General features: G+C 70.5%; 27 protein-coding genes. 20 read left to right on the forward strand and 7 right to left on the reverse strand.

The features are described from left to right. Positions 1-4: 4 nt before the first annotated feature. The 13 genes from KI385_RS28775 to KI385_RS28835 all read left to right on the forward strand — a co-directional run bounded on the left by KI385_RS28775 (position 5) and on the right by KI385_RS28835 (position 10,426). Positions 5-1,459 (forward strand): CpaE/TadZ family protein, encoded by a 1,455-nt coding sequence (locus KI385_RS28775; protein WP_238575052.1) that lies wholly within the window; start codon positions 5-7, stop codon positions 1,457-1,459. A 3-nt stretch (positions 1,460-1,462) separates the two neighbouring features. Then, positions 1,463-1,846: a TadE/TadG family type IV pilus assembly protein gene (locus tag KI385_RS28780; RefSeq protein ID WP_238575053.1), complete on the forward strand. Its 384-nt coding sequence runs from the start codon at positions 1,463-1,465 to the stop codon at positions 1,844-1,846. Continuing rightward, positions 1,843-2,289: a TadE/TadG family type IV pilus assembly protein gene (locus KI385_RS28785; RefSeq protein ID WP_238575054.1), complete on the forward strand. Its 447-nt coding sequence runs from the start codon at positions 1,843-1,845 to the stop codon at positions 2,287-2,289. Before KI385_RS28780 ends, KI385_RS28785 begins: the two co-directional genes overlap by 4 nt. Beyond that, on the forward strand, positions 2,286-3,626 hold the full coding sequence (locus KI385_RS28790; RefSeq protein WP_238575055.1) for a TadA family conjugal transfer-associated ATPase: 1,341 nt from the start codon (positions 2,286-2,288) through the stop codon (positions 3,624-3,626). Before KI385_RS28785 ends, KI385_RS28790 begins: the two co-directional genes overlap by 4 nt. Beyond that, entirely contained in the window at positions 3,623-4,570 is a 948-nt protein-coding gene (locus KI385_RS28795) for a type II secretion system F family protein (RefSeq protein ID WP_238575056.1), read from the forward strand. The genes KI385_RS28790 and KI385_RS28795 overlap by 4 nt, the downstream gene beginning before the upstream one ends. A gap of 38 nt (positions 4,571-4,608) precedes the next feature. Continuing rightward, positions 4,609-5,502, forward strand: a complete 894-nt coding sequence (locus KI385_RS28800) for a DUF5936 domain-containing protein (RefSeq protein WP_238575057.1) — start codon at positions 4,609-4,611, stop codon at positions 5,500-5,502. Between the two features lie 3 nt (positions 5,503-5,505). After that, on the forward strand, positions 5,506-5,742 hold the full coding sequence (locus tag KI385_RS28805; protein ID WP_238575058.1) for a hypothetical protein: 237 nt from the start codon (positions 5,506-5,508) through the stop codon (positions 5,740-5,742). A 362-nt stretch (positions 5,743-6,104) separates the two neighbouring features. Then, positions 6,105-6,269 carry a membrane protein gene (locus KI385_RS28810; RefSeq protein ID WP_018089307.1) on the forward strand — a complete coding sequence of 55 codons (165 nt, stop codon included), beginning with the start codon at positions 6,105-6,107 and terminating at the stop codon, positions 6,267-6,269. Between the two features lie 20 nt (positions 6,270-6,289). Next, complete coding sequence (locus KI385_RS28815) at positions 6,290-7,027, forward strand: pilus assembly protein TadG-related protein (RefSeq protein WP_238575059.1); 738 nt, start codon at positions 6,290-6,292, stop codon at positions 7,025-7,027. 88 nt (positions 7,028-7,115) lie between these two features. After that, positions 7,116-7,703, forward strand: coding sequence for a hypothetical protein (locus KI385_RS28820; protein WP_238575060.1), 588 nt, complete (start codon positions 7,116-7,118; stop codon positions 7,701-7,703). 10 nt (positions 7,704-7,713) lie between these two features. Beyond that, positions 7,714-8,349: an OmpA family protein gene (locus KI385_RS28825; RefSeq protein WP_128509505.1), complete on the forward strand. Its 636-nt coding sequence runs from the start codon at positions 7,714-7,716 to the stop codon at positions 8,347-8,349. A 79-nt stretch (positions 8,350-8,428) separates the two neighbouring features. Then, on the forward strand, positions 8,429-9,010 hold the full coding sequence (locus KI385_RS28830; RefSeq protein WP_238575061.1) for a TetR/AcrR family transcriptional regulator: 582 nt from the start codon (positions 8,429-8,431) through the stop codon (positions 9,008-9,010). Positions 9,011-9,226: 216 nt separating this feature from the next. Further along, positions 9,227-10,426: a Cmx/CmrA family chloramphenicol efflux MFS transporter gene (locus KI385_RS28835; protein ID WP_238575062.1), complete on the forward strand. Its 1,200-nt coding sequence runs from the start codon at positions 9,227-9,229 to the stop codon at positions 10,424-10,426. Between the two features lie 76 nt (positions 10,427-10,502). Here KI385_RS28835 and KI385_RS28840 read toward each other — a convergent pair whose 3' ends face one another. Further along, positions 10,503-11,789: an MFS transporter gene (locus KI385_RS28840; protein WP_238575063.1), complete on the reverse strand. Its 1,287-nt coding sequence runs from the start codon at positions 11,787-11,789 to the stop codon at positions 10,503-10,505. 122 nt (positions 11,790-11,911) lie between these two features. Here KI385_RS28840 and KI385_RS28845 point away from each other — a divergent pair, with 122 nt between their 5' ends. Further along, entirely contained in the window at positions 11,912-12,370 is a 459-nt protein-coding gene (locus KI385_RS28845; protein WP_238575064.1) for an ArsR/SmtB family transcription factor, read from the forward strand. Positions 12,371-12,410: 40 nt separating this feature from the next. Here KI385_RS28845 and KI385_RS28850 read toward each other — a convergent pair whose 3' ends face one another. Beyond that, positions 12,411-12,773 carry a DUF192 domain-containing protein gene (locus tag KI385_RS28850; protein WP_238575065.1) on the reverse strand — a complete coding sequence of 121 codons (363 nt, stop codon included), beginning with the start codon at positions 12,771-12,773 and terminating at the stop codon, positions 12,411-12,413. A 40-nt stretch (positions 12,774-12,813) separates the two neighbouring features. Here KI385_RS28850 and KI385_RS28855 point away from each other — a divergent pair, with 40 nt between their 5' ends. After that, positions 12,814-13,548 carry a prepilin peptidase gene (locus tag KI385_RS28855; RefSeq protein ID WP_238575066.1) on the forward strand — a complete coding sequence of 245 codons (735 nt, stop codon included), beginning with the start codon at positions 12,814-12,816 and terminating at the stop codon, positions 13,546-13,548. Positions 13,549-13,743: 195 nt separating this feature from the next. On the opposite strand, the gene mgrA is transcribed toward KI385_RS28855, so the two are convergent. Further along, positions 13,744-14,775: an L-glyceraldehyde 3-phosphate reductase gene (gene mgrA, locus KI385_RS28860; RefSeq protein ID WP_238575067.1), complete on the reverse strand. Its 1,032-nt coding sequence runs from the start codon at positions 14,773-14,775 to the stop codon at positions 13,744-13,746. Positions 14,776-14,916: 141 nt separating this feature from the next. On the opposite strand from mgrA, the gene KI385_RS28865 reads away from it, so the two are divergent. The 4 genes from KI385_RS28865 (at position 14,917) to KI385_RS28880 (ending at position 20,313) form a co-directional block, all read left to right on the forward strand. Beyond that, the gene (locus KI385_RS28865; RefSeq protein WP_238577890.1) at positions 14,917-15,696 is read left to right on the forward strand and encodes an isoprenyl transferase; all 780 of its coding nucleotides are present in this window, start codon (positions 14,917-14,919) and stop codon (positions 15,694-15,696) included. A gap of 570 nt (positions 15,697-16,266) precedes the next feature. Beyond that, entirely contained in the window at positions 16,267-17,589 is a 1,323-nt protein-coding gene (phoH2, locus tag KI385_RS28870; RefSeq protein ID WP_238575068.1) for an RNA 5'-3' helicase PhoH2, read from the forward strand. A 406-nt stretch (positions 17,590-17,995) separates the two neighbouring features. Continuing rightward, positions 17,996-18,694 (forward strand): aggregation-promoting factor C-terminal-like domain-containing protein, encoded by a 699-nt coding sequence (locus tag KI385_RS28875; RefSeq protein ID WP_425356970.1) that lies wholly within the window; start codon positions 17,996-17,998, stop codon positions 18,692-18,694. 125 nt (positions 18,695-18,819) lie between these two features. Then, a complete protein-coding gene (locus KI385_RS28880; protein WP_238575070.1) occupies positions 18,820-20,313 on the forward strand; it encodes an AI-2E family transporter in 1,494 nt (497 codons plus the stop codon). 125 nt (positions 20,314-20,438) lie between these two features. On the opposite strand, the gene KI385_RS28885 is transcribed toward KI385_RS28880, so the two are convergent. Both KI385_RS28885 and KI385_RS28890 read right to left on the reverse strand, forming a co-directional pair. After that, on the reverse strand, positions 20,439-20,972 hold the full coding sequence (locus KI385_RS28885; protein ID WP_128507618.1) for an alkyl hydroperoxide reductase: 534 nt from the start codon (positions 20,970-20,972) through the stop codon (positions 20,439-20,441). An 11-nt stretch (positions 20,973-20,983) separates the two neighbouring features. Next, positions 20,984-21,538 carry a peroxiredoxin gene (locus KI385_RS28890; RefSeq protein WP_128507620.1) on the reverse strand — a complete coding sequence of 185 codons (555 nt, stop codon included), beginning with the start codon at positions 21,536-21,538 and terminating at the stop codon, positions 20,984-20,986. Between the two features lie 132 nt (positions 21,539-21,670). On the opposite strand from KI385_RS28890, the gene KI385_RS28895 reads away from it, so the two are divergent. After that, positions 21,671-22,630, forward strand: a complete 960-nt coding sequence (locus tag KI385_RS28895) for a LysR substrate-binding domain-containing protein (RefSeq protein ID WP_128507623.1) — start codon at positions 21,671-21,673, stop codon at positions 22,628-22,630. 3 nt (positions 22,631-22,633) lie between these two features. Here the strand turns inward: KI385_RS28895 and KI385_RS28900 are convergent, their stop codons facing one another. After that, complete coding sequence (locus KI385_RS28900; protein ID WP_238575071.1) at positions 22,634-23,248, reverse strand: Uma2 family endonuclease; 615 nt, start codon at positions 23,246-23,248, stop codon at positions 22,634-22,636. Positions 23,249-23,354: 106 nt separating this feature from the next. Further along, positions 23,355-23,954, reverse strand: a complete 600-nt coding sequence (locus KI385_RS28905; RefSeq protein ID WP_238575072.1) for a dihydrofolate reductase family protein — start codon at positions 23,952-23,954, stop codon at positions 23,355-23,357. Between the last annotated feature and the right edge of the window lie 20 nt (positions 23,955-23,974).

Consider the following 23,974-nt stretch of genomic DNA (forward strand, 5'->3'; position numbering starts at 1 on the left):
TCAGGTGACCATCCGTATCCTCCCGGCGATCGGCGACCCGGACGCGGCGCGAGCGGTGTCCTCGCTGCTCAACCAGCTGCCGGACGCCGAGCCCGCACCCGCGGTCGCCGACTCCACGGCGCTGATCGACGCGCTGGCCGGCGCCGCCGCGGGGGCCGGCACACCGCCCGCCGGTGCCCCGCCCGCCGGTCCGCCGTCCGCCGTCGAGGCGCTGCCCGAGGTCGTGCTCGTCCATGAGCGGATCGGGCCGACACCGGCGCTGGAGCTGATCCGCGAGGTGGCGCTGCGCTTCCCCGCCGTCGGCGTCGTACTGATCACCACGGACGCCGGACCCGCGCTGTTCTCCGCCGCGATGGACGCCGGCGCGCGCGGCATCGTGGGACTACCGCTCGGGTACGACGAGTTGGCCGCCCGGGTGCAGGCCGCCGCGCAGTGGTCGGCGGGCGTACGGGTGCACCTGGGGGGCAGCCCGGAGACGCTGCCCGGACCGAGCGGCACGCTGGTGACCGTGACCGGCGCCAAGGGCGGGGTCGGCACCACCGTCACCGCCGTGCAGCTGGCGCTGGCCGCGCGGGCCGCGGGCCGCAGCGTGGCGCTGGTGGACCTGGACCTCCAGTCCGGCGATGTGGCCTCCTATCTGGACGTGCAGTTCCGCCGCTCGGTGGTCGATCTGGCGGGGATCCAGGACATCTCCGTACGGGTGCTCCAGGACGCGGTGCACGATCACCACACCGGGCTCGGCATCCTGCTGGCGCCCGAGGAGGGGGAGCGCGGCGAGGAGGTCGACGACCGGGCGGCCCGGCAGATCATCGGCGCGCTGCGCTCCCGCTACGAAGTCGTGCTGGTCGACTGCGGCTCCCAGATGCAGTCCGCGAACGCCGCGGCCGTCGAACTCGCCGATGTGGCGCTGCTGGTGGCCACCCCGGACGTGGTGGCCGTACGGGCCGCCAAGCGGCAGGTGCGGCTGTGGGACCGGCTCCAGATCCGTAAGGCGGAGGACACCACGACGGTGGTCAACCGCCTCACCCGAAACACCGAGATCCAGCCGCCGCTGGTCGCCAAGGCCACCGGAACCCAGGTGGCCAGGACGCATGTGCCGGCCGCCTTCAAGGAGCTCCAGCCCTGTGTCGACGCGGGCCGGCTGCAGGACCTGGACGGCCGGTCGACGGTCAAGCAGGCGCTGTGGGCGCTGGCCGGTGAGCTGGGCCTGGTCGACTCGCCGGCCGCGCGGCAGGGGCGGGGCAGCCACCGGGCGCGCCCCTCGCTGACGGGGCGTAAGCGCAAGGCCATAACGGTGGGGGCGGCTCCCGGTTCCGGGGCAGGTCCGGGTCCGGCCTCGGGGTCGGCCTCCGGGTCCGGATCGGGGCCGGCCCCCCGGTTCGGTGCGCGGCGCGGTCCCGCGGCGGCGGCCGGCGGCCCCGGGCCGTTCGATCCGGCCGGTCCGTACGAGGAGGGCTGAGCGGTGCGGCGCCCCCTGGGCGGCAACGACCGCGGGCAGGTCTCCGTGGAGTTCATGGGGCTGCTCCCGCTGATCCTGCTGGTCCTCGTCCTGCTCTGGCAGCTCGTGCTGGTCGGGTACACCTACTCGCTCGCCGCCCACGCCGCCGACCGGGGCGCGCGGGCCGCCACCGCCACCGAGGGCGGCGGCCCGGGCGCCTGCCACACCGCCGCCCAGGACGAGCTGCCCAGCGCCTGGCAGGGTGGCGCCGCGATCACCTGCGGCACCGAGGCGGGCCTGTGGAAGACGACGGTCCGGATCAAGGTCCCGGTGCTCTTCCCCGGCGCGGGCACCTTCCCGTGGAAGGTCACCGGCTCGGCCGGCGCCGCGAAGGAGGACACAGGGTGATCGCCGTACGCCTCCCCGCCCGGCTCCGCGGCCACGGCCGCGACCGGGGCCAGGTGTCCATCGAATTCCTCGGCTTTCTGCCGATCCTGCTGGTCATCGGGCTGGCCGTGGTCCAGCTGGGTCTGGCGGCGTTCACCGTCCAGCAGGCCGGCACGGGAGCGCGCGCCGCCGCCCGTACCGCCTCGATGGACCGGGCCGACCGGGAGGTTGACCCGCAGGCCGCCGGCAAGGCCGCGATGACCGGCTGGGTCGCGGACGGCGCGACGATCTCGGTGGGTGGCGCAGGCGGTTCGGTCCGTGCCACGGTGCGCGTACCGATCCCCTCGATCATCCCCGGCGTCGACTTCGGCTCCGCCAGCCGCAGCGCCACCATGCCCCGCCCCGAAACGCACCGTGCGCTCGGCCCAGCGGCGCGTACGTACGAAGGAGCACCCCCGCGATGAGTCTGAAAGCCCGGATCGTCGCACCCGAGCCGGCCGGCGAGGCGCGCCAGGACAGCCATATGGTCGCCGTCTACCGCGCCAAACTGCTGGAGGAGATCGACCTCGCCGAGATGTCCTCACTGGCCGCGGCCGAGCGCCGCTCGCGGCTGGAACGCGTACTGGGGCACATCATCAGCCGCGAGGGCCCGGTGCTCTCCACCGCCGAACGCGCCCAGCTCATCCGCCGGGTGGTCGACGAGGCGCTCGGCCTGGGCGTGCTGGAGCCGCTGCTCGAAGACGCCTCGATCACCGAGATCATGGTCAACGGCCCCGACCAGGTGTACGTCGAGCGCTCGGGCCGGGTCGAGCTGGTCCCCGTCCGCTTCGCCTCGCACGAGCAGCTGATGCAGACCATCGAGCGGATCGTCTCCACCGTCAACCGCCGGGTGGACGAGTCCAATCCGATGGTCGACGCCCGGCTGCCGTCCGGTGAGCGCGTCAATGTCATCATCCCGCCGCTCGCCCTGAACGGCGCCACCCTCACCATCCGCCGCTTCCCGCGCGCCTACACCCTCGCCGAACTCATCGGCATGGGCACGCTCGACGAGCAGATGCTGATGCTGCTGGCGGGGCTGGTGCGCGCCAAGTTCAATGTGGTGGTCTCCGGTGCCACCGGCGCCGGCAAGACCACCCTCCTCAACGCGCTCTCCGGACTGATCCCCGACGGGGAGCGGATCATCACCGTCGAGGACGCCGCCGAACTCCAGCTCCAGCAGAGCCATGTCATCCGCCTGGAGTCCCGGCCGCCCAACGTGGAGGGCAAGGGCCGGATCACCATCCGCGACCTGGTGCGCAACTCGCTGCGTATGCGCCCCGACCGCATCATCGTCGGCGAGGTGCGCGGCGGCGAGACCCTCGACATGCTCCAGGCGATGTCCACCGGCCACGACGGCTCGCTCGCCACCGTCCACGCCAACAGCGCCGAGGACGCCCTGATGCGGCTGCAGACGCTGGCCTCCATGTCGGATGTCAAGATCCCCTTCGAGGCGCTGCGGGACCAGATCAACAGCGCCGTCGACTGCATCGTCCAGCTAGGGCGGCACGCCGACGGCTCCCGCCGGATCAGCGAGATCGCCCTCCTCGACTCCCGCGGCCACGAGGACTACCGGATCGCCACGGTCTGCCGCTTCGACGCCGAGCCGATGGGCGCCGACCGCGTCGTGCACGGCCGTTTCCGCTACTTCCCGCTGCCCCGCCGGGTCGCCGAACGCCTCTTCATGGCGAGCGAACCCACCCCGCCCGCCTTCGGCGTCGCGGCCACCGACGACCAACTCGCCACCCGGAAGGCCAGCTCATGACCGGCGGGAACCCCTTCGCCCTGCTCACCATCGGGGCCACCCTGCTGTGCGGGGTGCTCGCGATCGCCGGCGTACGCAGCTACGCGGCCGGGCGCGCCCAGCGGCAGGCCATCGTCGACCGGCTCGCCGACGAGCGCGGGCTGCCGGTGACGGGACGGCGCCGCCGCTTCCCGTCCGTCGACCGCACCCTGCGCGGCACCCGCTTCGGCCGCCGGCTAGAACTGCGGCTCGCCGCCACCGGACTGGACGTCACCCCCGGCGAATTCTTCGTCTACATGCTCGGTACGGTCCTCGCGCTGTGGCTGATCGCCCAGGCCACCCTCGCCCCCTTCTTCGGACCGATCGCCGCACTCGTCGCCGTCTGGGCGGCGTTCGCCTTCCTCAACTGGCAGCGCCAGAAGCGCATCGAGAAGTTCATCAACCAGCTCCCCGAACTCTCCCGGATCCTCGCCAACGCCACCCAGGCCGGGCTGGCGCTGCGTACCGCACTGGGCATGGCGGCCGAGGAGCTGGAGGCGCCGGCCGGTGAGGAGCTGGCCAAGGTGTCCGACAAGCTCGCCGTCGGCCACTCCATCGACGAAGCGCTCGGCGAACTGGCCGAACGCCTGCCCTCCCGCGAACTCGTCGTCCTGGTCACCACCTTGGTGCTCTCCAACCGCGCCGGCGGCACCGTCGTCGGCTCGCTGCGCAACCTCACCAAGACCCTGGAGGAGCGCAAGGAGACCCGCCGCGAGGTGCGCACCCAGCTCTCCCAGGTCGTGGTCACCGCCTATGTCGTCCCGCTGCTCGGCATCGGCACCCTGCTGCTGATGAACCGGATCGCGCCGGGCGCCATCGACCGGATGACCTCCTCCTTCCTGGGACAGCTCGCCGTCGTGGTGGCCTTCGCCCTCTACGGGCTCGGCTTCTTCTTCATCCGCCGCCTCTCCAAGATCGACGTCTAGGGCCCGGGACCGGCACCGGTATCGCGATGGGAACAGGAATGGGAATCGGAATTCTGCTGGCCGCGGCCTTCGCCCTCTCGGTCGTCGGCATCTGCTGCGGTATCGCGCTCTACCGCCGCGAGGCCCGGCTCCCGCCCGACCTGGCACTGTCCCTGGAGGTCGGCGCGACGCGCACCACGGCCGTCGGCTCGGCGGTGGACCGCACCGGTATGCGCTACGCGCCGCTGGTGCTGCGGCTGATGGGCGACAAGCGCGTGGCCCGTATCCGCCGGCGGATCGATCTGGCCGGCAATCCGGGCGGGCTGACCGTCGACCGGTACGCCGCCCGGCGCGCCGTCTACGGCGGACTCGGCTTCTTCGGCGCGCTGGTGATGTTTCTGCGCGGTCAGCCGGTTCTCGGCGTCCTGATGGTGCTGTTCGGCCTCTTCTGGACCGAGGTCGGCATCTGGGCCGCGATCCGGCAGCGCAAGGACACCATTGAACGCACCCTTCCGGACTTTCTGGATGTGCTCGCCGTCGTGGTCAGCGCCGGTCTGAGCTTCCGGCAGGCCCTCGACCGGGTCGCGGAGAAGTACGAGGGCCCCTGGGCCGATGAACTCCGCATCACGCTCCGGCAGATGGACATGGGCGTCAGCCGTCGCGCCGCCTTCGACGAACTACGCAAACGCAATGACTCCGAACAGGTCGCCCAGTTCGTCACCGCCCTCCAGCAGGGCGAGGAACTGGGTTCCCCGATCGTCGAGACCCTGATCCAGATCGCCAACGACATGCGGCGCACGGACGCCCAGAACGCCAGGCGGCGGGCCGCCCGCGCGGTCCCCAAGGCCACCATGGTCGTCACCACCTTTATGGTCCCGGCCACGATGATCCTGCTCATCGCCGGTTTCTTCCTGGGCTCGGGCACCAGCTTCGGCTCCCTGATCGGCGATTGACCCATGCCCGAAACCCCGGCCCGGGCCATGGCACCGGCCTCGGTCCTGCCCTCGCTCACCCGGCGCCACTTCGGGCCGTCCTTGCGGATGCACATCGCCGGCCGGGCCGGTCTCGGCTGCGGTCCCGCGGCCGAGGCCTTCGCGGTAAGGACCCGGTACGCCCCCGACCCGTCCGGCGGCCACGACTGCCCGGGCCGGGCGTACGGGCCCGCCGGCACCGTCGCGCACCCGGCCGGATGAGTACGGTCCAGGGCCCGCTTCTCGTCAACGCCTTCGCACGAGCAACGAGTTGTGCCACAGTGGGTGGGCCGGCGGCCGGGTTCGCACTACGGTGCCCTCAGGCCGGCCGGCCCGCATGGGCATCGGAACGGGGCATGGTCCCGGAGGGGGAGCGGGGGTGGACGGGGTGCGACTGAGTGGCCGAAACATGCCGTTGTGCCCGTCAGCCGTGTTGCCAAAAGAGGATTGGGTACGGAATCCCTGTTCCAGGGACACTGTTCCGGCGTACTTTTCTGGTGTCATGAGCGCGGTCGAACGCGCCGACACCACGGGGACAGACCAGCCGGACCAGAGCGGTACGGCCGCCCATGGAGGGGAAATCGATGGCGAAGCGGATTTTGGGGAACGACCGGGGACAGACCTCGATCGAGTACCTCGGCATCATCGCGGTGGTCGTGGCGATCGTCCTGGTCCTGTCGACCACGGACTTCGGCAGTCAGATCGCCAATGCCATCGCCAACAAGATTTCCGACGTCGTCGGTATCTAGGCGCCACCGCCGCCACCGCCGTGACGGCCACCATCACGCGCCATCGTGGGCGCGACGCCGGGCAGGCCTTTCCGCTCTACATCGTTGCGGTCGGGGGCCTGCTCTTTCTCGCGCTCGCCTTCTTCGCCGTCGGCCAGGCGGCGGCCACCCGCAACGGTGCGCAGACCGCCGCCGACGCGGCCGCGCTCGCCGCCGGCCAGAAGTACCGTGATCTGCTGACCAAGGACCTGCTCGACGGCGTCGGCGACGGCAGCTACGAGAGCGACCCGACCGCCTGGGAAGAACTGCTGAACGGGCGCGGCGCCCCGTCCGAAGCGGCCTGCGGGAGCGCGGACTGGTTCGCCGGGCGGAACGACGCCGAGGTCTCGGGCTGCACCCCGGACTCCTGGCCCACCTCCTTCGCCGTCACGGTCAAGACCCGTAACACCGTGGGCGATTCGGTGATCCCCGGGACCGAGAGCAAGCATGCGTCGGCCGAGGCGAAGTCCGTCGTCGGCCCGCGCTGCACCCTCGACCCCGCCAAGGACGACACGAACGGGGCAGACGGAAACGACGGCAACGACAGCAAGGCCAGCGACGGCAAGGCCAACGAAGGCAAGGCCAAGGACGGCAAGGGCAAGGAGGGCAAGGCCGAGGACGCCCCCAAGCCCGCCCTCGTCAAGATCACCTGCGACGGTAAGGGTTGGACGCTCGACCCCGACCGCCCCCAGGATCTCCCCGAGGCCTTTGACCTCTTCTCCGTACGCCTCGCCCATTGACCGCCCGCACCCGCACCCCGACCACCACCCGGCCCGACCGGACGACGATCACCGGCCCGACCGGACGACGATCAAAGGAATCGCATCCATGAGCATTCGGCGCACCACGAAGGCCGCCAGGGGAGCGGTCGCCATGGCGAGCGCTGTCGGCCTGGCTCTCGTCGTGGCCGGCTGCGGTGGTGGCGGCGACGGCGGATCGCAGGCGACGGACGACAAGAAGCCGCCGGCCCGCAGCACCGCCCCCAAGGACACCGGCCCCGGCGCCCCCGCGGCCGACTCCGACAAGGTGATCGGCGAGATGAAGGGCGCGGACGGCATCGCGGTCACCCTGCACTCCGTCGTCCGTGACTCCGGCGGATTCGTCACCGTCAACGGCACGGTGACCAACCACGGCACCCGCGCCTTCAACGCCATCGACTGGCGCTCCAACGAGACCGAGCTGCGCTCCCGTTCCTCCATCTCCGGGGCCACCCTCGTCGACAAGGCGGGCAAGAAACGGTATTTGGTGCTCCGTGACACCAACGGCGAATGCCTGTGCACGACCGGCCTCAGCGGTCTGCTGCCGGGAGCCAGCCGCCCGATCTTCGCGCAGTTCCCGGCGCCGCCGGCCAAGGTGACCGAGGTCGATTTCCAGCTACCGACCCTGCCGCCGGCCAGCGTGCAGATCACGGATTGAGCGGGCACCGATGACCGCGACCCAGATGCCCCGGATGTGTCGAGCGCGCCGAGCGCCCCGTACCGCCGTCACCGCCGCCGTCGCGCTGCTGCTGACCGCGGCGCTGACGGTCCCCGCCGCCCATGCCGACCCGCCGGGCCTGACCGAGGACTCCACCCCGCCGGTGCACATCGACCCCAACGACCCGGATCTGCGGATGGTCCAGGGCGCCAAGCTCGCCCCGTCCAAGGTCCTCAACATCAAGTCCATCGTGGAGACCGACGACGGTTCGGAGCGCCGTCAGGACACCAACGACAATGTGACGTTCGCGCTCCAGGCCGAGGTGCTCTTCGGCAAGGACAGCGCCAAGCTGACGCCGGACGCGCTGTCCCGTATCGGGACCATCGCCGCGGAGATCAAGAAGCAGCACGCCACCAGCCTGCGGGTCTTCGGTTTCACCGACAACCTCGGCTCGGCCGCGCACGGTCTGACGCTCTCCAGGCAGCGGGCCAACGCCGTGCAGCAGGAGCTGGCCAAGGACCTCGGCTCGTCCGTCGGCTTCCAGATCCGCGGCTACGGCGAGCAGTATCCGATCGCCGACAACAGCACCGAGGAAGGCCGCAAGAAGAACCGCCGGGTCGAGGTCAGCTTCCCGCGCGGTTCGTGACCCGGGCCGTTGATACGGGCAGATGGACGCCGTGGGCAAGTATTGGACCGACTGTTCTAATACGTGCTAGCGTTGTCATATGGCACGACCCAGGAAGTTCGACGAGGGGCGGGCGGTCGACGCCGCGATGGAGGCGTTCTGGGCCACCGGCTATGAAGCGACGTCCACCCAGGACCTGTGCGAAGCCACGGGGCTGGGGCGCAGCAGCATCTACAACACCTTCAAGAGCAAGCACGACCTCTTCGAGCGGTCGCTGGCCCGCTACATGGAGCGAAAGAACGGGGAGTTGTTCGAGCTGCTGGAGGGTGACCTGCCGGTACGGGAGAAGATTCGCACGCTGCTGCAGCGGGTGATCGACGAGGAGTTCACGCGGTACACGGACGGTCGCGGCTGTCTGGTCGTCAACACCTGCGTCGAGGTATCGGCCCATGATCCGTCCGTCGCGGCCTCGCTGGAACGCGACTACGGTGTACGACTGGAGGCGATCCGCGCCGCGATCGAGTCCGGCCGGCGCGACGGCGATATCGCACCCGACAAGGACGCTCGTACCCTCGCCCATCTCGTCATCGCATCGGTCGGCGGTCTGCGCGTCTCGGCACGGGCCGGGGTCGACCGTGCGGCGCTGGAGGCTGTCGCGGACGCGGCGCTGGGCGCTTTCTGATCGCCCGCTGAGCGCCTACTGAGCGTCTGCTGACCGCCTGCTGGGCGGACCGCTCGCGCCGCTCAACTGTCAGCCGTCCTCGCCGAGTTACCGGATCCGACACCACTCCAGGTTCTTCCTGGCATCCCTCCCGGGCTCGTTCGAGCTCGTTTTGTACTGACCAATTCAAAATCATGCCCGCAGATCTCCTCCCTCTACGTAACGGAGCGCCGTCTCATGCCACTTGCCGTGCACCTGCTGGGGCTCGCCATATTCGCCCAGGGCACCTCCGAATTCATGCTCTCCGGGCTCCTCCCCGACATCGCCACCGACCTCGGCGTCTCCATCCCCGATGCCGGTCTGCTGATCTCCGCGTTCGCCATCGGCATGGTCATCGGCGCACCGGTGCTGGCCGTGGCCACGCTGCGGGTGCCGCGCCGTACCGCGCTGATCGCCTTCCAGCTCGTCTTTGTCGCCGGCCATGTGGTCGGCGCGCTCGCGCCGGGATACGGGGTGCTGTTCGCGACCCGTGTGGTGAGCGCCCTCGCATACGCCGGGTTCTGGGCGGTGGCTGCGGCGACGGCGGTGAGCCTGGTGCCGTCGGGGGCCAAGGGGAAGGCGTTGTCGGTGGTCGCCATGGGGCTCACCCTCGCCACCATCGTGGGTGTGCCGGCCGGTACGGTCCTCAGTCAGCACGCGGGCTGGCGCGCGGCGTTCTGGGGCGTGGCCGGACTCACCGCGCTCAGCGCGCTCTCGCTGCGGGCCGCACTGCCAGCGGGACGCGCCGAAGGGGCCGAACTTCCCTCTGTGCGACGGGAGTTGGCCGGGCTGACGCGCCCGGCGCTGTGGGTGTCCTACCTCGTCACGACGCTGACCTTCGGCGCCGCGGTGGTCACCTTCAGCTATCTCGCCCCGCTGCTGACGGAGGTGAGCGGGCTGCCCGAGGGCTGGGTGCCGGCGGTGCTCGCGCTGTACGGGGCCGGCGGACTGATCGGTGTGACGCTCGGCGGCCGGGTCGCCGATGTGGCGCCGCTGCGGACCCTGGTCATCGGGGGCGGTGCGCTCACGGTCGCCTCCGCGGCGCTGGCGCTGACGGCCGGGAGCCTCGGTGTCACCATCGCGCTGGTCTTCGTCCTCGGGTTCACCGGATATCTCGTCAACCCGGTGGTGCAGTCACGGGTGTTCCGCCTCGCCCCCGAGGCGCCGACGCTGGTACCGGCCGTGAACACCTCGGCCTTCAACGTCGGGATCACGCTCACCCCGATGCTCGGCGGCCTCACCATCGACGCGGGCCTCGGCTTCGCCTCGGTGGCCTGGGTCGGCGCCGGCACCGGAGTGCTGGCCCTCGCGGCCACGGGGTGGGCGGCGGCCCTGCAACGGCGGTCGGAGCGGAGCGGGGACCCCGCTGCCGACCGCCCGGTGCACGTCGCGGTGTAGGCCGTCGCCGTACGTACGCGCCGCACGTACGCGCCGCGCCCCCCGCACCGCGCCGTATGCCCGCGGGGGCACCGGCTCACCGCGCATCCGCGCCCCGTACCGCCACCAGCGCCGCGCCCGCCGCGGCCAGCGCGGCCACCGCGAGGCCGAAGGCGGTGGCGGCCGCCGGGAGGCCGATGGCGTCGCCGAGGTAGCCGTCGGCGACCGGGAGGGCGCCGGCGAGGAAGTAACCGCCCGCGTTCAGGGCCGCGTTGGCCTCTGCGCGGCGGGTGGCCGGGACCTCGTGGCTCAGCAGCGTCAGCCCGCCCAGCTGGCCCGCGCCCTGGCCCGCGCCGGCCAGGATCACGGCGGCGACCAGCGGGGCGAGCGCGGCGGTGTGCACGGCGGTGACCAGGGCCAGTGTGCCGGCGACGGTGGCGGCGCCGGAGGTGAGCAGGATCGTCCGGACCGCCAGGCGCCGTAGTGCGAACTGCACGCCGGTGGCGGCCAGGAACATCGCCAGCGCCATACCGCCGGCGACCGCGCGGTTCGCCGTATCGAGCAGACCGGCCAGCAGGGACGGCCCGAGGGAGAGGACGAAGGCGGTGGCGCTGATGCCGGGGGCGAAGGCGGCGAGTCCGAGGGCGAGATGGCGGCGGTTCGCGCGGGGGACGGCCGGCAGCCGGACCCAGGAGCCGGTGGCGGCGCCCGTGCTGGACCTCGTACCCGACCCCGTGCCGGAACCCGTACGGCGCTGCGGCAGCGGCATCCTGACGACCGCCGCCAACGCCGTTGCCAGCAGAGCGGCTTCGACGACGAAGACGGTGACGGTCGGCGCGGGCACGGTCTCCGACAGCACCCCGGCCAGTACGGGGCCGATCCCGGCGCCCAGCACCATCCCGGTGGAGGCCAGTAGCGGCCCGACGCCGGTCCCAACCCTGGCGGCGATGTCCGTGACGGCGGCCATGCCGGCCGATACGGCGGCTCCGGTGGCCACGCCGGTCAGCAGCCGGGCGGTGGCGAGGGCGGCCACCGAGGGCGCGGTGGCGTAGATGAGGCAGGCGACGATGCCCAGGAGCAGCGCCGGCACCAGCACCGGCTTGCGCCCGACACGGTCCGAAGCGACGCCCGCCACCAGCAGCGCGCCGAGCAGCCCGACCACGTAGGCGGCGTAGATCAGCGTCAAGGTGCCGGAGCCGAAGCCGAGTTGGCGCTGCCAGACCGCGTACAGCGGCATCGCCGCATTCGACAGGATGAAGATTGCGACCACCGGCCAGGCGGCGAACCAGATCTCGCGGGTGGGCGGCGGCGCCGAGGTCGCCGGCGGCGCGGGCGCGGGTGTCGCCACGGTGCGGGCCGTCGGCGCCGTACGGGTTTCGGGCATAGGGGTCCCCTCCTCCGGCTTGTACGAGATGATTCGTACAAGCGGTACGAGAAGATTCGTACAGGCAGTCGCAGTACGATGCAAGTCGTACTGAGTGATCGGGTGACCGGGAGGAGCGCCGGATGTCGACCAAGACGGGCGTATGTGCCGCGGAGTCAGGTGCGGCAAGCGCGTCACATGAGGCGGGCGAGACAGGCGGGCCGCAGGCCGAGGTGTGCGCATCGCGGCCCGGCTTCGTGGCGGCGCAGCGGCCCGTGCCGGCCGATGCGCCCGAGCCGCTGCCGGAGCCGGAGCGCGCCGATCTGCGGCTGGAGGTCGTGATGGGCGCGCTGAGCGATCCACTGCGGATGCGCATCGTGCGCACGCTGCTGCTGGAGTCGGAGGCGTTCGACCACACCTGTGGCTGGTTCGGCCTCGACCGGCCCAAGTCCTCGCTCACCCACCACTTCCGCGCGCTGCGGGACGCCGGTCTGATCCGTCAGCGGCAGTACGGGCTGGAGCGGCGCAGCCATGTCCGGGTGGACGATCTGGAAGCGCGGTTCCCCGGACTGCTGGCGCTGGTCGCCGACCGGCGGGAGTGAGCGCCGCCCGGCGCGGGCGGTGCGGCGGCCGGCGGGCCGGTCAGCGCGTGCCGTCGGCCGTTTCGATGCTCAGGCGGAGGCCGGGGCGCAGGCCCCAGAGCACCATGGCGCCGGCCTCGGCCTCCAGGATGTGCCGGGCGCGGAGGCGGGGGAGTCCCAGCCGTCCCGGGGACATCGTGCATACGGCCAGCACGGTGAAGTCCCGGCTCAGATGGGCGACATCGATGGCGAACCGCATCCGGAAGGTGTGCACACCGCTCGCCGGGGTCAGCAGCAGCGCCCCCTCGATGCCGTCGCGGCCCAGCAGTCCGCGGGTGCGGGCGCGGTAGGACGCCGCGATCTCCACCGGAATGCCGACATCCGCGCCCCGCAGAACCCCCGGGCCGTTCTCCCAACGCGCCATGCCCAGCGTTCTATCAGCTCCCGCCCTCTAGGGTCGACGCGTGTCAGTGATGCTGATGGTGCTCGCCGCCGCCTACGGGGCCGCGGCCGGGATGCTCATACCGCGGCCCGCCCACCGGATGGCCGTGGAGCCCGGGGAGGAATGGCGCGCGGTGTGTCCCGGGGGACATGCGATCGCGGGGGCGGTGCGGGGCTGGCTGGGGCGGGGGCGCTGTGCGGACTGCGGGACGTACGGGCCCGGGGCGCTGCCGACGGCGACGGTCACCGCGCTGGTCTGCGCCGCCCTGGCGGCGGCCACCGGGCCGCGGCCGGAACTCGCCGTCTGGCTGGTGATGGCGCCGGTCGCGGTGCTGATGGCGGCCGTCGACTGGCGGGCCCGGCGCCTCCCCGACGAGCTGACGCTGCCGCTGGCCGTGGTGGGGGCGGGGGCGCTGGGGCTGGTCGGCTGGCTCACGGGGGACACCGGGGCGTGGCGGCGGGCGCTGCTGGGCGGTCTGTTCCTCGGCGCGTTCTATCTCCTGCTGTACGTCGTCAACCCGCCGGGGATCGGGCTGGGTGACGTCAAGCTGGCGATCGGGCTCGGCGTCGCCCTTGGGTGGTACGGCTGGCGCACCCTGGTCACCGGCGGTGCGGCGGGGGTGCTGATCGGTGCGCTCTACGGCGCGGGGATCATGATCGTCCGGCGCGGCGCACGGAAAGCGGCCATGCCGCTCGGGCCTTTCATGATCCTTGGGGCATTCTGCGGACTGCTCCTGGGCGCCGCCGCGGCCGCCTGACCGCGGCCTGCGCCCCGCCGGGCCGGGCCCGGCGCGTACGCCCCGCATCCGCCCGAGCCACGCCGCCGCGCGCGCCGGTGCACGGAGCATCCCTCCCGCGGGGTTATGGTGGAACCCCCCCCTCGGGCCGGTCCGTATCCCCCCCACGGACCGGCCCGCTTTTTTGTTACGTGCGCAACGGCCGGACGGAGAGCCTTACCGCCGCGCCCAGATGTTCACGCCATCCGTGGTCCTGGCGAACTCGTCGATCTCGGCCAGTTCGTCGTCCGTGATCACGGGGGCGTCGAGGGCCGCGACATTGGCCTCCAACTGGGCGACGCTGCTGGCGCCGATCAGGGCGGAGGTCATCCGCTCGTCGCGCAGCACCCAGCTCAGGGCGAGCTGGGCCAGCGACTGGCCGCGCCGGGCGGCGATGTCGTTGAGGCCGCGCAGCCGCCGTACGACCTCGCCGGACAGCAGGTTCGGGTCCAGCGACTTGCCCTGGGAGGCGCGCGAGCCCTCGGGAATGCCGTGCAGGTACTTGTCGGTCAGCAGGCCCTGCGCAAGTGGCGCAAAAGAGATGCAGCCCATGCCCTCGGCTTCGAGGGTGTCCAACAGTTCGTCGTCCTCGGTCCAGCGGTTGATCATCGAGTACGAGGGCTGGTGGATCAGCGCCGGTACGCCCATGTCACGCAGGATGCCGGCCGCCTCACGGGTCTGCTCGGCGTTGTAGGAGGAGACACCGGCGTACAGGGCCTTGCCCTGCTGGACGGCGGAGGCCAGCGCGCCCATCGTCTCCTCGAGCGGGGTTTCCGGGTCGAAGCGGTGCGAGTAGAAGATATCGACGTAATCGACACCCATCCGCTTCAGTGACGCATCCAACGACGAGAGGAGATATTTCCGCGAACCCCATTCGCCGTAGGGGCCGGGGTGCATCAGATATCCGGCCTTCGTGGAGAGAATCATCTCGTCGCGGTAGCCACGGAAGTCCTGCGCGAAGATCTTTCCGAAGTTCAGCTCGGCGGACCCGGGCGGCGGGCCGTAGTTGTTGGCCAGATCGAAGTGGGTGATACCCAGGTCGAAGGCGCGGCGCAGGATGGCCCGCTGGGAGCTCAGGGTGCGGTCGTCCCCGAAGTTGTGCCAGAGTCCAAGGGAGATAGCGGGGAGTTTGAGGCCGCTGCGGCCCGTTCGACGGTACTTCATCGAGTCGTAGCGGGAATCCGCGGCGCGGTAGTCGGTGCCAGTCATGCTCATCTCCCTATCACGTACCTGTGACCTACCTGATTGGGCTGTCGAGACAGCCGAGAAGTAAAGTTGCCCACTTGAGGCGACGGGGCGACCGCCATTCGGCACGGAGGGGCTGGACCACACATGCTGCGATCTTCCGGGATGCGCATCCCGTATCCGCCTGCACTGCGCAATCTCGTCTACCGGCTGTACGCGCGCCGGGTGGAGGGTCGCCTGGATCACGCCCAGGTGCCCAAGCACATCGGCGTCATCCTGGACGGCAACCGGCGCTGGGCGCGGGCCGACGGGCGGACGACCGAGCAGGGCCACCAGGCGGGTGCGGCCAAGATCGGTGAACTGCTGGGCTGGTGCGAGGAGACCGATGTCGAGGTCGTCACGCTCTGGCTGCTGTCGACGGACAACCTCGACCGGCCCGAGGGCGAGCTGAAGCCGCTGCTGGGCATCATCGAGAACACCGTGCGCGATCTGGCGGCCGACGGCCGCTGGCGGGTGCACCACGTCGGCAACCGCGATCTGCTCCCCGATGCCACCCAGCAGGTGCTCAAGGAATCCGAGCAGGCGACCCTCGGCAACAACGGCATTCTGGTGAATGTCGCGATCGGCTACGGCGGCCGGCAGGAGATCGCGGACGCGGTGCGCTCGCTGCTGCTGGAACACGCCGAGCGCGGCACCTCCTTCGAGGAGCTGGCCGAGATCGTCGACATCGACCTCATCTCCGAGCACCTCTACACCCGCGGCCAGCCCGACCCGGACCTGGTGATCCGGACGAGTGGTGAGCAGCGGCTGTCGGGCTTCATGCTGTGGCAGAGCGCCCATTCGGAGTACTACTTCTGCGAGGTTTTCTGGCCGGCGTTCCGGAAGGTCGACTTCCTGCGCGCACTGCGCGACTACGCGGCCCGTCACCGGCGCTACGGTTTCTAGTTATCTGGTCCCTTTTTGGGGCTGTTGGCCCTGATGAGGCCCGTACCTCCTCGGCACCCGTGATGTGCCGCACATCCTCTATAGCTGCTACGCCCCGGTTTCCGCCGGGCGTCATCAGCCCCCGCCGGCCCCAAAAAGCCCTGGCGGGGGCTTTTTGACGCACCCTCCCTTCCGGGCGCCCGTCCGCTTGCCGACGGTTCGCGATCACGCGTAACCAAAGGTTCATCGACCGTGCGTCATATGCCGTGGCATGGGGGCGGGGGTTCGAGGGAATATCCCTTCCAGGTCGGCGTCCGGAACAAGCCATCGGGCGCCGCATCTCAGCGGACGGCATGGGGTCGTCCGCCCGGGAGGCCCTTTGCACATCACGGAGAGCCGTGCGCACCGCACGGGCGACGCGAGGGGCCGGCGCTCGGCCCATGCATCGTGGCCCGAGCCCGGTCCGGTCACTAGATGGCCGGGGGTCCTGGGGACGCCGCCCAGCGGTTGCTGGGAGAGCGGAGTCCCCAGGAGAACACCGCCCCGCGACGCCGTCGCACCCCAACCTCATCCGAGGGGGTTCGTCCACCCGTGGTGAACAGCAAGCAGCGCCGTGAGAACGACCGGCGTACTTATGTCCTCGACACCAGTGTGCTGCTGGCGGATCCAGGCGCCATGGCCCGCTTCGACGAGCACGAGGTTGTGCTGCCGGTCGTGGTGGTCACGGAGCTGGAGGCCAAAAGGCACCATCCCGAGCTCGGCTACTTCGCGCGGCAGGCGCTGCGCCTGCTGGACGAGTACCGGGTGCAGTTCGGGCGGCTGGACTCGCCCATCCCCATCGGGGATCTCGGCGGGACACTCCGGGTCGAACTGAACCACTCCGACCCCGGGGTACTTCCCGCGGGCTTCCGGCTCGGCGACAACGACTCGCGGATCCTCGCGGTGGCGCGCAATCTGCAGGCCGAGGGGTACGACGTCACGGTCGTCTCCAAGGACCTGCCGCTGCGCATCAAGGCGTCCTCGGTCGGGCTGCTGGCCGAGGAGTACCGCGCCGAGCTGGCGATCACCGAATCCGGCTGGACGGGGATGGCCGAGCTGACCGTCTCCGCCGAGCAGGTCGACGACCTGTTCGCCGACGAGACCGCTCACGTACCGGGAGTCTCCGAACTTCCGGTACATACCGGACTTGTGCTGCAGTCCGAGCGCGGCAAGGCGCTCGGCCGGGTCACCGCGGAGGGTGCGGTCCGGCTGGTGCGGGGCGACCGGGAGGCGTTCGGGATCCACGGTCGCAGCGCCGAGCAGCGGATCGCGCTGGATCTGCTGCTGGACCCGGACGTCGGCATTGTCTCGATGGGTGGGCGGGCAGGCACGGGCAAGTCGGCGCTGGCGCTGTGCGCGGGCCTGGAGGCCGTGTTGGAGCGCCGGCAGCACCGCAAGGTGATGGTGTTCCGCCCGCTGTACGCCGTCGGCGGGCAGGAGCTGGGCTATCTGCCGGGCAGCGAGGCGGAGAAGATGAGCCCCTGGGCCCAGGCCGTCTTCGACACGCTGTCCGCGGTGACCACCAAGGACGTCATCGAAGAGGTGGTGGGGCGCGGCATGTTGGAGGTGCTGCCGCTGACCCATATCCGCGGACGGTCGCTGCACGATGCGTTCGTCATCGTGGACGAGGCCCAGTCGCTGGAACGGAACGTCCTTTTGACGGTTCTGTCCCGTATCGGCGCCAACTCCCGGGTCGTACTGACCCATGACGTCGCACAGCGGGACAATTTGCGGGTCGGGCGGTACGACGGCGTGGTCGCGGTCGTCGAGAAGCTGAAGGGGCATCCGCTGTTCGCCCACGTCACGCTGAACCGCTCGGAGCGGTCGCCGATCGCGGCGCTGGTGACCGAAATGCTGGAGGACGGCAGGATCTGACCCGTTGTGAACCACGCGCCGCCCGGTGAAGCCAAGGAGCTTAACCGGGCGGCGTTCTGCTGCGCTCGAATATCCGAAAATCTTGAGGCGTAAACGAGGTGTGAGCTTTCACACCCGTCGGGGAATTGATTCCCGGTAGCCCGTTCGGGCAGAGTCTGGGTCCTGTCAGGCCCCGCATACGGCATCCAGCACCCCCAGCGGTGCGTAGAGCAAGCGAACTTCATAGTGAGTCGCCGTATGCCGCCCGAGCACCACGCGGACCCCCAGGGGGACGTACCGGGCCAGTGCCTCCCGTGACCAGCCGGTCCCGCCCGCTCAACAGGGCCCGGAACAAGGGGAGACCAGCGCCAGGGGCACGATTGCGTCCGCGAGGTCACCTATGCGGGCGATGCTGGAAGGAAAACGTGTGAGCCGGATCTCGGTCCGGGGATTCGCCGTGGCATCCGCCACCGCGGTCACCACCGTCGGCGCCGTAGTCGGCGTCGCTGCAGGGCAGCCCGCCTCGGTAGGCAACACCGAGGCAGCCGCTGCCGATGCGACGATCGCTGATATCCCCGCGGGCGCACAGGCCCAGGTGCAGACGGCTTCCCTGACGCAGCAGGCGGACGACCAGTCCACCCAGGCGGATGCGGCAGCCCTGAAGTCGGCACAGGAGTCGGCCCGTAAGGCAGCTGCGGAGACCGCGCAGTCCAAGAAGGACGCAGCGGACGAGGCGAAGGCGAAGAAGGACGCCGACGCGCGCAAGGAGAAGGCGCTGGCCGCGTCCCGCTCCGCGGCGCGCGACGCGAGCGACTTCACCGTCAAGGGCTCGTACTCCGTCGCTGAGACGCAGTCCATGGCGCGTCAGATGATGGCAAGCGACCAGTTCCAGTGCTTCAGCAACATCGTGGACCACGAGTCCGGCTGGAACTACCGTGCCACCAACGCCTCCTCGGGCGCCTACGGACTCGTCCAGGCGCTGCCCGGCTCCAAGATGTCCTCGGCCGGCTCCGACTGGCAGACCAACCCGGCCACCCAGATCAAGTGGGGCCTCAACTACATGAACGACCGCTACGGCAGCCCCTGTGGCGCCTGGTCGTTCTGGCAGGCCAACAGCTGGTACTAGGCCCGTCGGCCCAGCACCGGCACTTCCGAAACCCCCGAACGCGACAGCGTCGGGGGTTTCGCGTATCCGGCACAGGTAACGTCGTGCCGACAGTTCGTGGTGCGTGGGAGGGGAAGAGGAAGGACATGTCCAGATTGCCTCAGTGGGTCGGTGGCCTCGGTGCCGGTCTGACGCGGCTCTCGCAGCGGCTGGAGGAGCAGCGCCGCCGCGCGGAGGCTGCGGCGGAGGCCGACGACCCGGAAGAGCTGAGGCGTGCCGGGCACGCGGACGCGCCTGCGGCCGCCGGCTCGGTGGGAGACGGTCCGGTGGGTGACGGTGCGGTGGGCATCCTCACCACGCCCCGTACACAGGTGCCGAAGACGGTGGACGGTGTGCCGCATGACGGCACGGAGCATGCGGCCCCGGCCGCCCGTCCGCCGGAGTCCGTGCCGGCGCCGCCCGCCTACGCGCCGGCCGTCGCGGCCCGCCCCGACCCGGTCGCGGCGGTGCCGTGGGGCGTACGCGTCGCCGCCGAGGTGGGCTGGCGGCTGCTGGTGCTGGCGGCCACGCTGTGGGTGCTCGCACGCGTCATCACCACCATCGAACTGGTCGTGCTGTCCTTCACCGCGGCGACGCTGATCACCGCGCTGTTGCAGCCCACCGTGGGGTGGCTGCGCCGGCGCGGGCTGCCGCGCGGGCTGGCCACCACGCTGACCTTCATCGGCGGGTTCGTCATCATGGGCCTGGTCGGCTGGTTCGTGGTGTGGCAGGTCCAGGACAACATCGACTCGGTCTCCAGCCGCATCCAGGAGGGCATCACCGAGCTCAAGGGCTGGCTGCTGAAGAGCCCGTTCCATGTGACCGAGGGTCAGATCAACAGCATCGCCAAGAATCTGCAGGACGCGATCGGCGCCAACACCGAGGCGATCACCTCGGCCGGCCTGGAGGGCGTCACCGTCGTCCTCGAAGTGTTCACCGGCATCCTGCTCGCGATGTTCACCACCCTCTTCCTGCTCTACGACGGGCGGCGGATCTGGGAGTGGCTGCTCAAGCTGGTCCCGGGCGCGGCCCGTGAGGGTGTGGCGGGCGCCGGGCCGCGGGCCTGGCGGACGCTGACCGCCTATGTACGCGGCACGGTCATCGTCGCCCTCATCGACGCCATCTTCATCGGCATCGGCCTCTACTTCCTCAATGTGCCGCTCGCCGTCCCGCTCGCCGTCTTCATCTTCCTGTTCGCCTTCATCCCGCTGATCGGCGCGGTGGTCTCGGGCGCACTGGCATGTGTCGTCGCGCTCGTCACCCAGGGCGTGTTCCAGGCCCTGATGGTGCTGGCGGTCGTCCTGGCCGTCCAGCAGATCGAGGGCCATGTCCTCCAGCCGTTCATCCTGGGCCGGGCGGTCCGCGTCCACCCGCTCGCGGTGATCCTGTCGGTCGCCGCGGGCGGCCTGACCGCGGGCATCGGCGGCGCGGTCGTCGCGGTCCCGCTGGTGGCGGTCACCAACACCGTCGTCGGCTATCTGCGGTCGCACTCCAGGGAACAGGCGCTACGGATGTCGGTGGCCCCACGCGGCGCCACCGCGCTCGGGGTGGCGCCGACTCTGCCCCCGGCGACGCGCGCCGCCGAGGAGTCGCGGGACTAGGGCCTGTCGGGCCCTGGCCGCCCGGCGCCCCGACGCACTGAACCCCGCAGACGTCCTGTCTGCGGGGTTCAACGTACGCGGCGGTCGACCGGGCCACCGGTCAACCGGCCGACCGGCCGGCCGAATTACTCGGCGAGCGCGGCCTCGGCGTCCAGGGTCGCGCCGACGGCCTGGAGGACGGACGCGATCTTGACGGCCTCCTGGATCGTCTCGCGGTCCACACCGGCCTTGCGCAGCACCTGCTCGTGCGAGTCCAGGCACATACCGCAGCCGTTGATGGCTGAGACGGCCAGCGACCACAGCTCGAAGTCGACCTTGTCCACGCCCGGGTTGCCGATGACATTCATCCGCAGACCGGCGCGCAGGTTGCCGTACTCCGGGTCCGACAGCAGGTGCCGGGTCCGGTAGAAGACGTTGTTCATCGCCATGATGGCGGCGGCCGACTTGGCGGCGGTGTACGCCTCGGCGGAGAGGTTGGCCTTGGCCTCCGGCTCCAGCTCGCGCAGCACCTTCGGCGAGCGCGAGGCGATCGCGCAGGCCAGGACGGTGCCCCACAGCTGCTGCTGCGGCAGGTCGCTGTTGCCGATCACCGAACCGAGGTTCAGCTTGAGGTCCTTGGCGTAGTCCGGTACGGCGGACTTCAGTTCGTCGAGAGCCATCTCAGATCAGCTCACTCGCCCGAGAGGAGAGCGACCGGGTCGAGGGTGTCCTCGCCCTTGCTCCAGTTGCACGGGCACAGCTCGTCCGTCTGGAGAGCGTCGAGGACCCGGAGGACCTCCTTGGGGTTACGGCCGACGGAGCCGGCGGTCACCATCGTGAACTGGATCTCGTTGTTCTGGTCGACGATGAAGACGGCGCGCTGCGCGAAGCCGTCCTCGCCCTCGATGCCGAGGTCACGCATGAGCTCGTGCTTCGAGTCGGCCAGCATCGGGAAGGGCAGGTCGGTCAGGTCCGGGTGGTCCTTGCGCCAGGCGTGGTGCACGAACTCGGAGTCGCCGGAGAAGCCGAGGATCTGGGCGTCACGGTCGGCGAACTCGTCGTTCAGCTTGCCGAAGGCGGCGATCTCGGTCGGGCACACGAAGGTGAAGTCCTTGGGCCATGCGAAGACGATCTTCCACTTGCCCTCGTAGGTCTTGTGGTTGATCTGCTCGAACTCCTTGCCCTTCTCCATCGAGACACAGGCAGTCAGGTCGAACTCGGGGAACTTGTCACCGACAGTGAGCACGCGCTCTCCTTGTTGCACAAAAAGTCCCTTTTGAGGACTTTCCTTGAGGCTTGGACGGGTTACACAGTGCCATAGCAGGCATTGATCAGGGAAATAGCTAGACTGGTTGATGTTGATCGGAGGTGGTTATCAGTGGTGTCACCCGTGAGTCAGGGCGGACGGCCCCGCCAGCCCAGCCTGGCCCAGCTGCGGGCGTTCGTGGCGGTGGCCGAGCATCTGCATTTCCGCGAGGCGGCGGCCGAGATCGGTATGAGCCAGCCCGCGCTGTCCGGGGCGGTCTCCGCACTGGAGGAAGCGCTCGGGGTGCAGCTGGTGGAGCGTACGACGCGCAAGGTGCTGCTGTCGCCCGCGGGGGAGCGGCTGGCGGCCCGGGCCCGTACGGTCCTGGAGGCCGTCGGGGATCTGATGGAGGAGGCGGAGGCGGCCCGTGCGCCGTTCACCGGCGTGCTGCGGCTCGGTGTGATCCCGACCGTCGCGCCGTATCTGCTGCCGGCCGTGCTGCGGCTGGTCCACGAGACCTATCCCGACCTGGACCTCCAGGTGCACGAGGAGCAGACCGCATCCCTCCTGGACGGCCTGGCCCACGGACGCCTCGACCTGCTGCTGCTCGCCGTGCCGCTCGGCGTCCCCCAGGTCACCGAACTCCCGCTCTTCGACGAGGACTTCGTGCTGGTCGCCCCCAAGGAGCACTGGCTGGGCGGCCGCGGCGACATTCCGCGCCAGGCCCTCCAGGAACTGGATCTGCTGCTGCTCGACGAGGGGCACTGCCTGCGCGACCAGGCCCTGGACATCTGCCGGGAGGCCGGGAGGGACGAGAACACCCCGGTCACGACGAGCGCGGCGGGCCTGTCCACGCTGGTGCAGTTGGTGGCCGGCGGGCTCGGGGTGACGCTGCTGCCGCGGACCGCGCTACGGGTCGAGACCGGCCGCAACGACCACCTCACCACCGGCTACTTCGCGGACCCGGCCCCCTCCCGGACGATCGCCCTGGCCATGCGCACGGGCGCCGCGCGCCAGGGGGAGTTCGAGGAGTTCGCGGAGGCGCTGCGGGGGGCGTTGCGGGGGTTGCCGGTGCGGATTGCGAAGGGGTGAGGGTCAGGCTCGCGGCTGCCCGGCCTTGAGCAGCGCCTCGACGTCGAGCTTGACCTCGGCGCCGATGGAGGGAGGAAGGGTGATCTGCTCGCCCGGGGCGTGGACCCGATGGCTGTCGTACCCGTTCTGGGCCGGATCGGTGAGAACGTGGATGCGGTTGTGCTTGCGGTCGATGATCACGTAGACGGGAATCTTGGCGTTGGCGTAGGCAATGACCTTCGCCTTGAGATCGTTGTTGTAGTTGTTCGACGTGACTTCGAGGACCAAGCGGAAGGCCGCGGGGTCGTAGCAATTGTTTGTGATCTTGTGATCGTCGATATCGGCGTCGACCAGGCACAGATCCGGGATGGCGTAGTCCTCGGGGCCGTCCGGCAGCCATACACCGATCCCCTGGAACACCTCCGATTCCTCGCCGTCGTCCAGGCCTGCTGCGGCCAAGGGGGCCGCGATCTTCTTCAGCGCCCGCTCGTGAGGAACGTTCGGTGGTGGGGTCACGACGATGACGCCTCCGATGATCTCGACGCGGTGGCCCGGGTTCTGCTCCATGAGCCTGTTCGCCACGGCGAGCTGCGTCAGCGGCTCGTCCTGGTGCGGTGGCTCGACGGGTGCTGCAGACATCAGATGCCTCCCGTTGGCTGGTGTCGAGGCCATCATCGTAGGCAAAGGCGGCCGCACACGTCTTGTACGACCGCCTTCGTCCGTTCGTGGGTGTCGCCCGTAATCGCTACGCCTCGGCCGCCCGCGTATACGTCAAGAACGCCGCCCCGCTCTTGAGGACCGTGTGCTCGGTCAGCTCCCAGGTGCGCGGGTCGAAGGTGGTGTCCCGGGAGAAGAGGGGGATGCCGTTGCCGAGGGTGAGCGGGCCCAGCTTGATGAGGAGCTGGTCGATTTCCGGGTAGAGGGCGCCGGCGAGTTCGCTGCCGCCCATCAGCCAGATGTCCTTGCCGGGCCGGCTCTTCAGCTCGCGTACCGTCGCGACCGGGTCGGTGGCCACCAGCTCCACCGCCGGGTCGGGGCTCTGCCGCAGGGTCCGGGAGAAGACGATGTGCCGCAGGTGCGGATAGGCGTCGGTGAGGCCGGCCGCGAGGCCGATCTCGTAGGTGCGGCGGCCTTCCAGGACGGTGTCGAAGCGGGTGCCCTCGGCGGTGACGCCGAGCGCCGACCGGGCGTGGACGGGCAGGATCTCCGGGAGCTCGGTGATCAGGTGCTGGAGGTAGTCCTCGGAGATCGGCCAGAAGCCGTCGGGGCCGGTGGGATCCGCGCCGTCCGGGCCGGCGATGAAACCGTCGAGGGTGGCGGCGATGCAGTAGACGAGTTTGCGCATATGGGGTCCCCCGTTGAGTA

The sequence above is a fragment of the Streptomyces inhibens genome (genome assembly GCF_022221585.1).
In the GTDB taxonomy this organism is placed as follows: domain Bacteria; phylum Actinomycetota; class Actinomycetes; order Streptomycetales; family Streptomycetaceae; genus Streptomyces; species Streptomyces inhibens.

Bases quoted from the DNA above. Each gene is read 5' to 3' on its own strand.
- KI385_RS28790 (WP_238575055.1), top strand. From the start codon at position 2,286: ATGAGTCTGAAAGCCCGGATCGTCGCACCCGAGCCGGCCGGCGAGGCG.
- KI385_RS28795 (WP_238575056.1), top strand. From the start codon at position 3,623: ATGACCGGCGGGAACCCCTTCGCCCTGCTCACCATCGGGGCCACCCTG.
- KI385_RS28800 (WP_238575057.1), top strand. From the start codon at position 4,609: ATGGGAATCGGAATTCTGCTGGCCGCGGCCTTCGCCCTCTCGGTCGTC.
- KI385_RS28805 (WP_238575058.1), top strand. From the start codon at position 5,506: ATGCCCGAAACCCCGGCCCGGGCCATGGCACCGGCCTCGGTCCTGCCC.
- KI385_RS28810 (WP_018089307.1), top strand. From the start codon at position 6,105: ATGGCGAAGCGGATTTTGGGGAACGACCGGGGACAGACCTCGATCGAG.
- KI385_RS28820 (WP_238575060.1), top strand. From the start codon at position 7,116: ATGAGCATTCGGCGCACCACGAAGGCCGCCAGGGGAGCGGTCGCCATG.
- KI385_RS28825 (WP_128509505.1), top strand. From the start codon at position 7,714: ATGACCGCGACCCAGATGCCCCGGATGTGTCGAGCGCGCCGAGCGCCC.
- KI385_RS28830 (WP_238575061.1), top strand. From the start codon at position 8,429: ATGGCACGACCCAGGAAGTTCGACGAGGGGCGGGCGGTCGACGCCGCG.
- KI385_RS28835 (WP_238575062.1), top strand. From the start codon at position 9,227: ATGCCACTTGCCGTGCACCTGCTGGGGCTCGCCATATTCGCCCAGGGC.
- KI385_RS28840 (WP_238575063.1), bottom strand. From the start codon at position 11,789: ATGCCCGAAACCCGTACGGCGCCGACGGCCCGCACCGTGGCGACACCC.
- KI385_RS28845 (WP_238575064.1), top strand. From the start codon at position 11,912: ATGTCGACCAAGACGGGCGTATGTGCCGCGGAGTCAGGTGCGGCAAGC.
- KI385_RS28850 (WP_238575065.1), bottom strand. From the start codon at position 12,773: ATGGCGCGTTGGGAGAACGGCCCGGGGGTTCTGCGGGGCGCGGATGTC.
- mgrA (WP_238575067.1), bottom strand. From the start codon at position 14,775: ATGACTGGCACCGACTACCGCGCCGCGGATTCCCGCTACGACTCGATG.
- KI385_RS28865 (WP_238577890.1), top strand. From the start codon at position 14,917: ATGCGCATCCCGTATCCGCCTGCACTGCGCAATCTCGTCTACCGGCTG.
- KI385_RS28880 (WP_238575070.1), top strand. From the start codon at position 18,820: ATGTCCAGATTGCCTCAGTGGGTCGGTGGCCTCGGTGCCGGTCTGACG.
- KI385_RS28885 (WP_128507618.1), bottom strand. From the start codon at position 20,972: ATGGCTCTCGACGAACTGAAGTCCGCCGTACCGGACTACGCCAAGGAC.
- KI385_RS28900 (WP_238575071.1), bottom strand. From the start codon at position 23,248: ATGTCTGCAGCACCCGTCGAGCCACCGCACCAGGACGAGCCGCTGACG.
- KI385_RS28905 (WP_238575072.1), bottom strand. From the start codon at position 23,954: ATGCGCAAACTCGTCTACTGCATCGCCGCCACCCTCGACGGTTTCATC.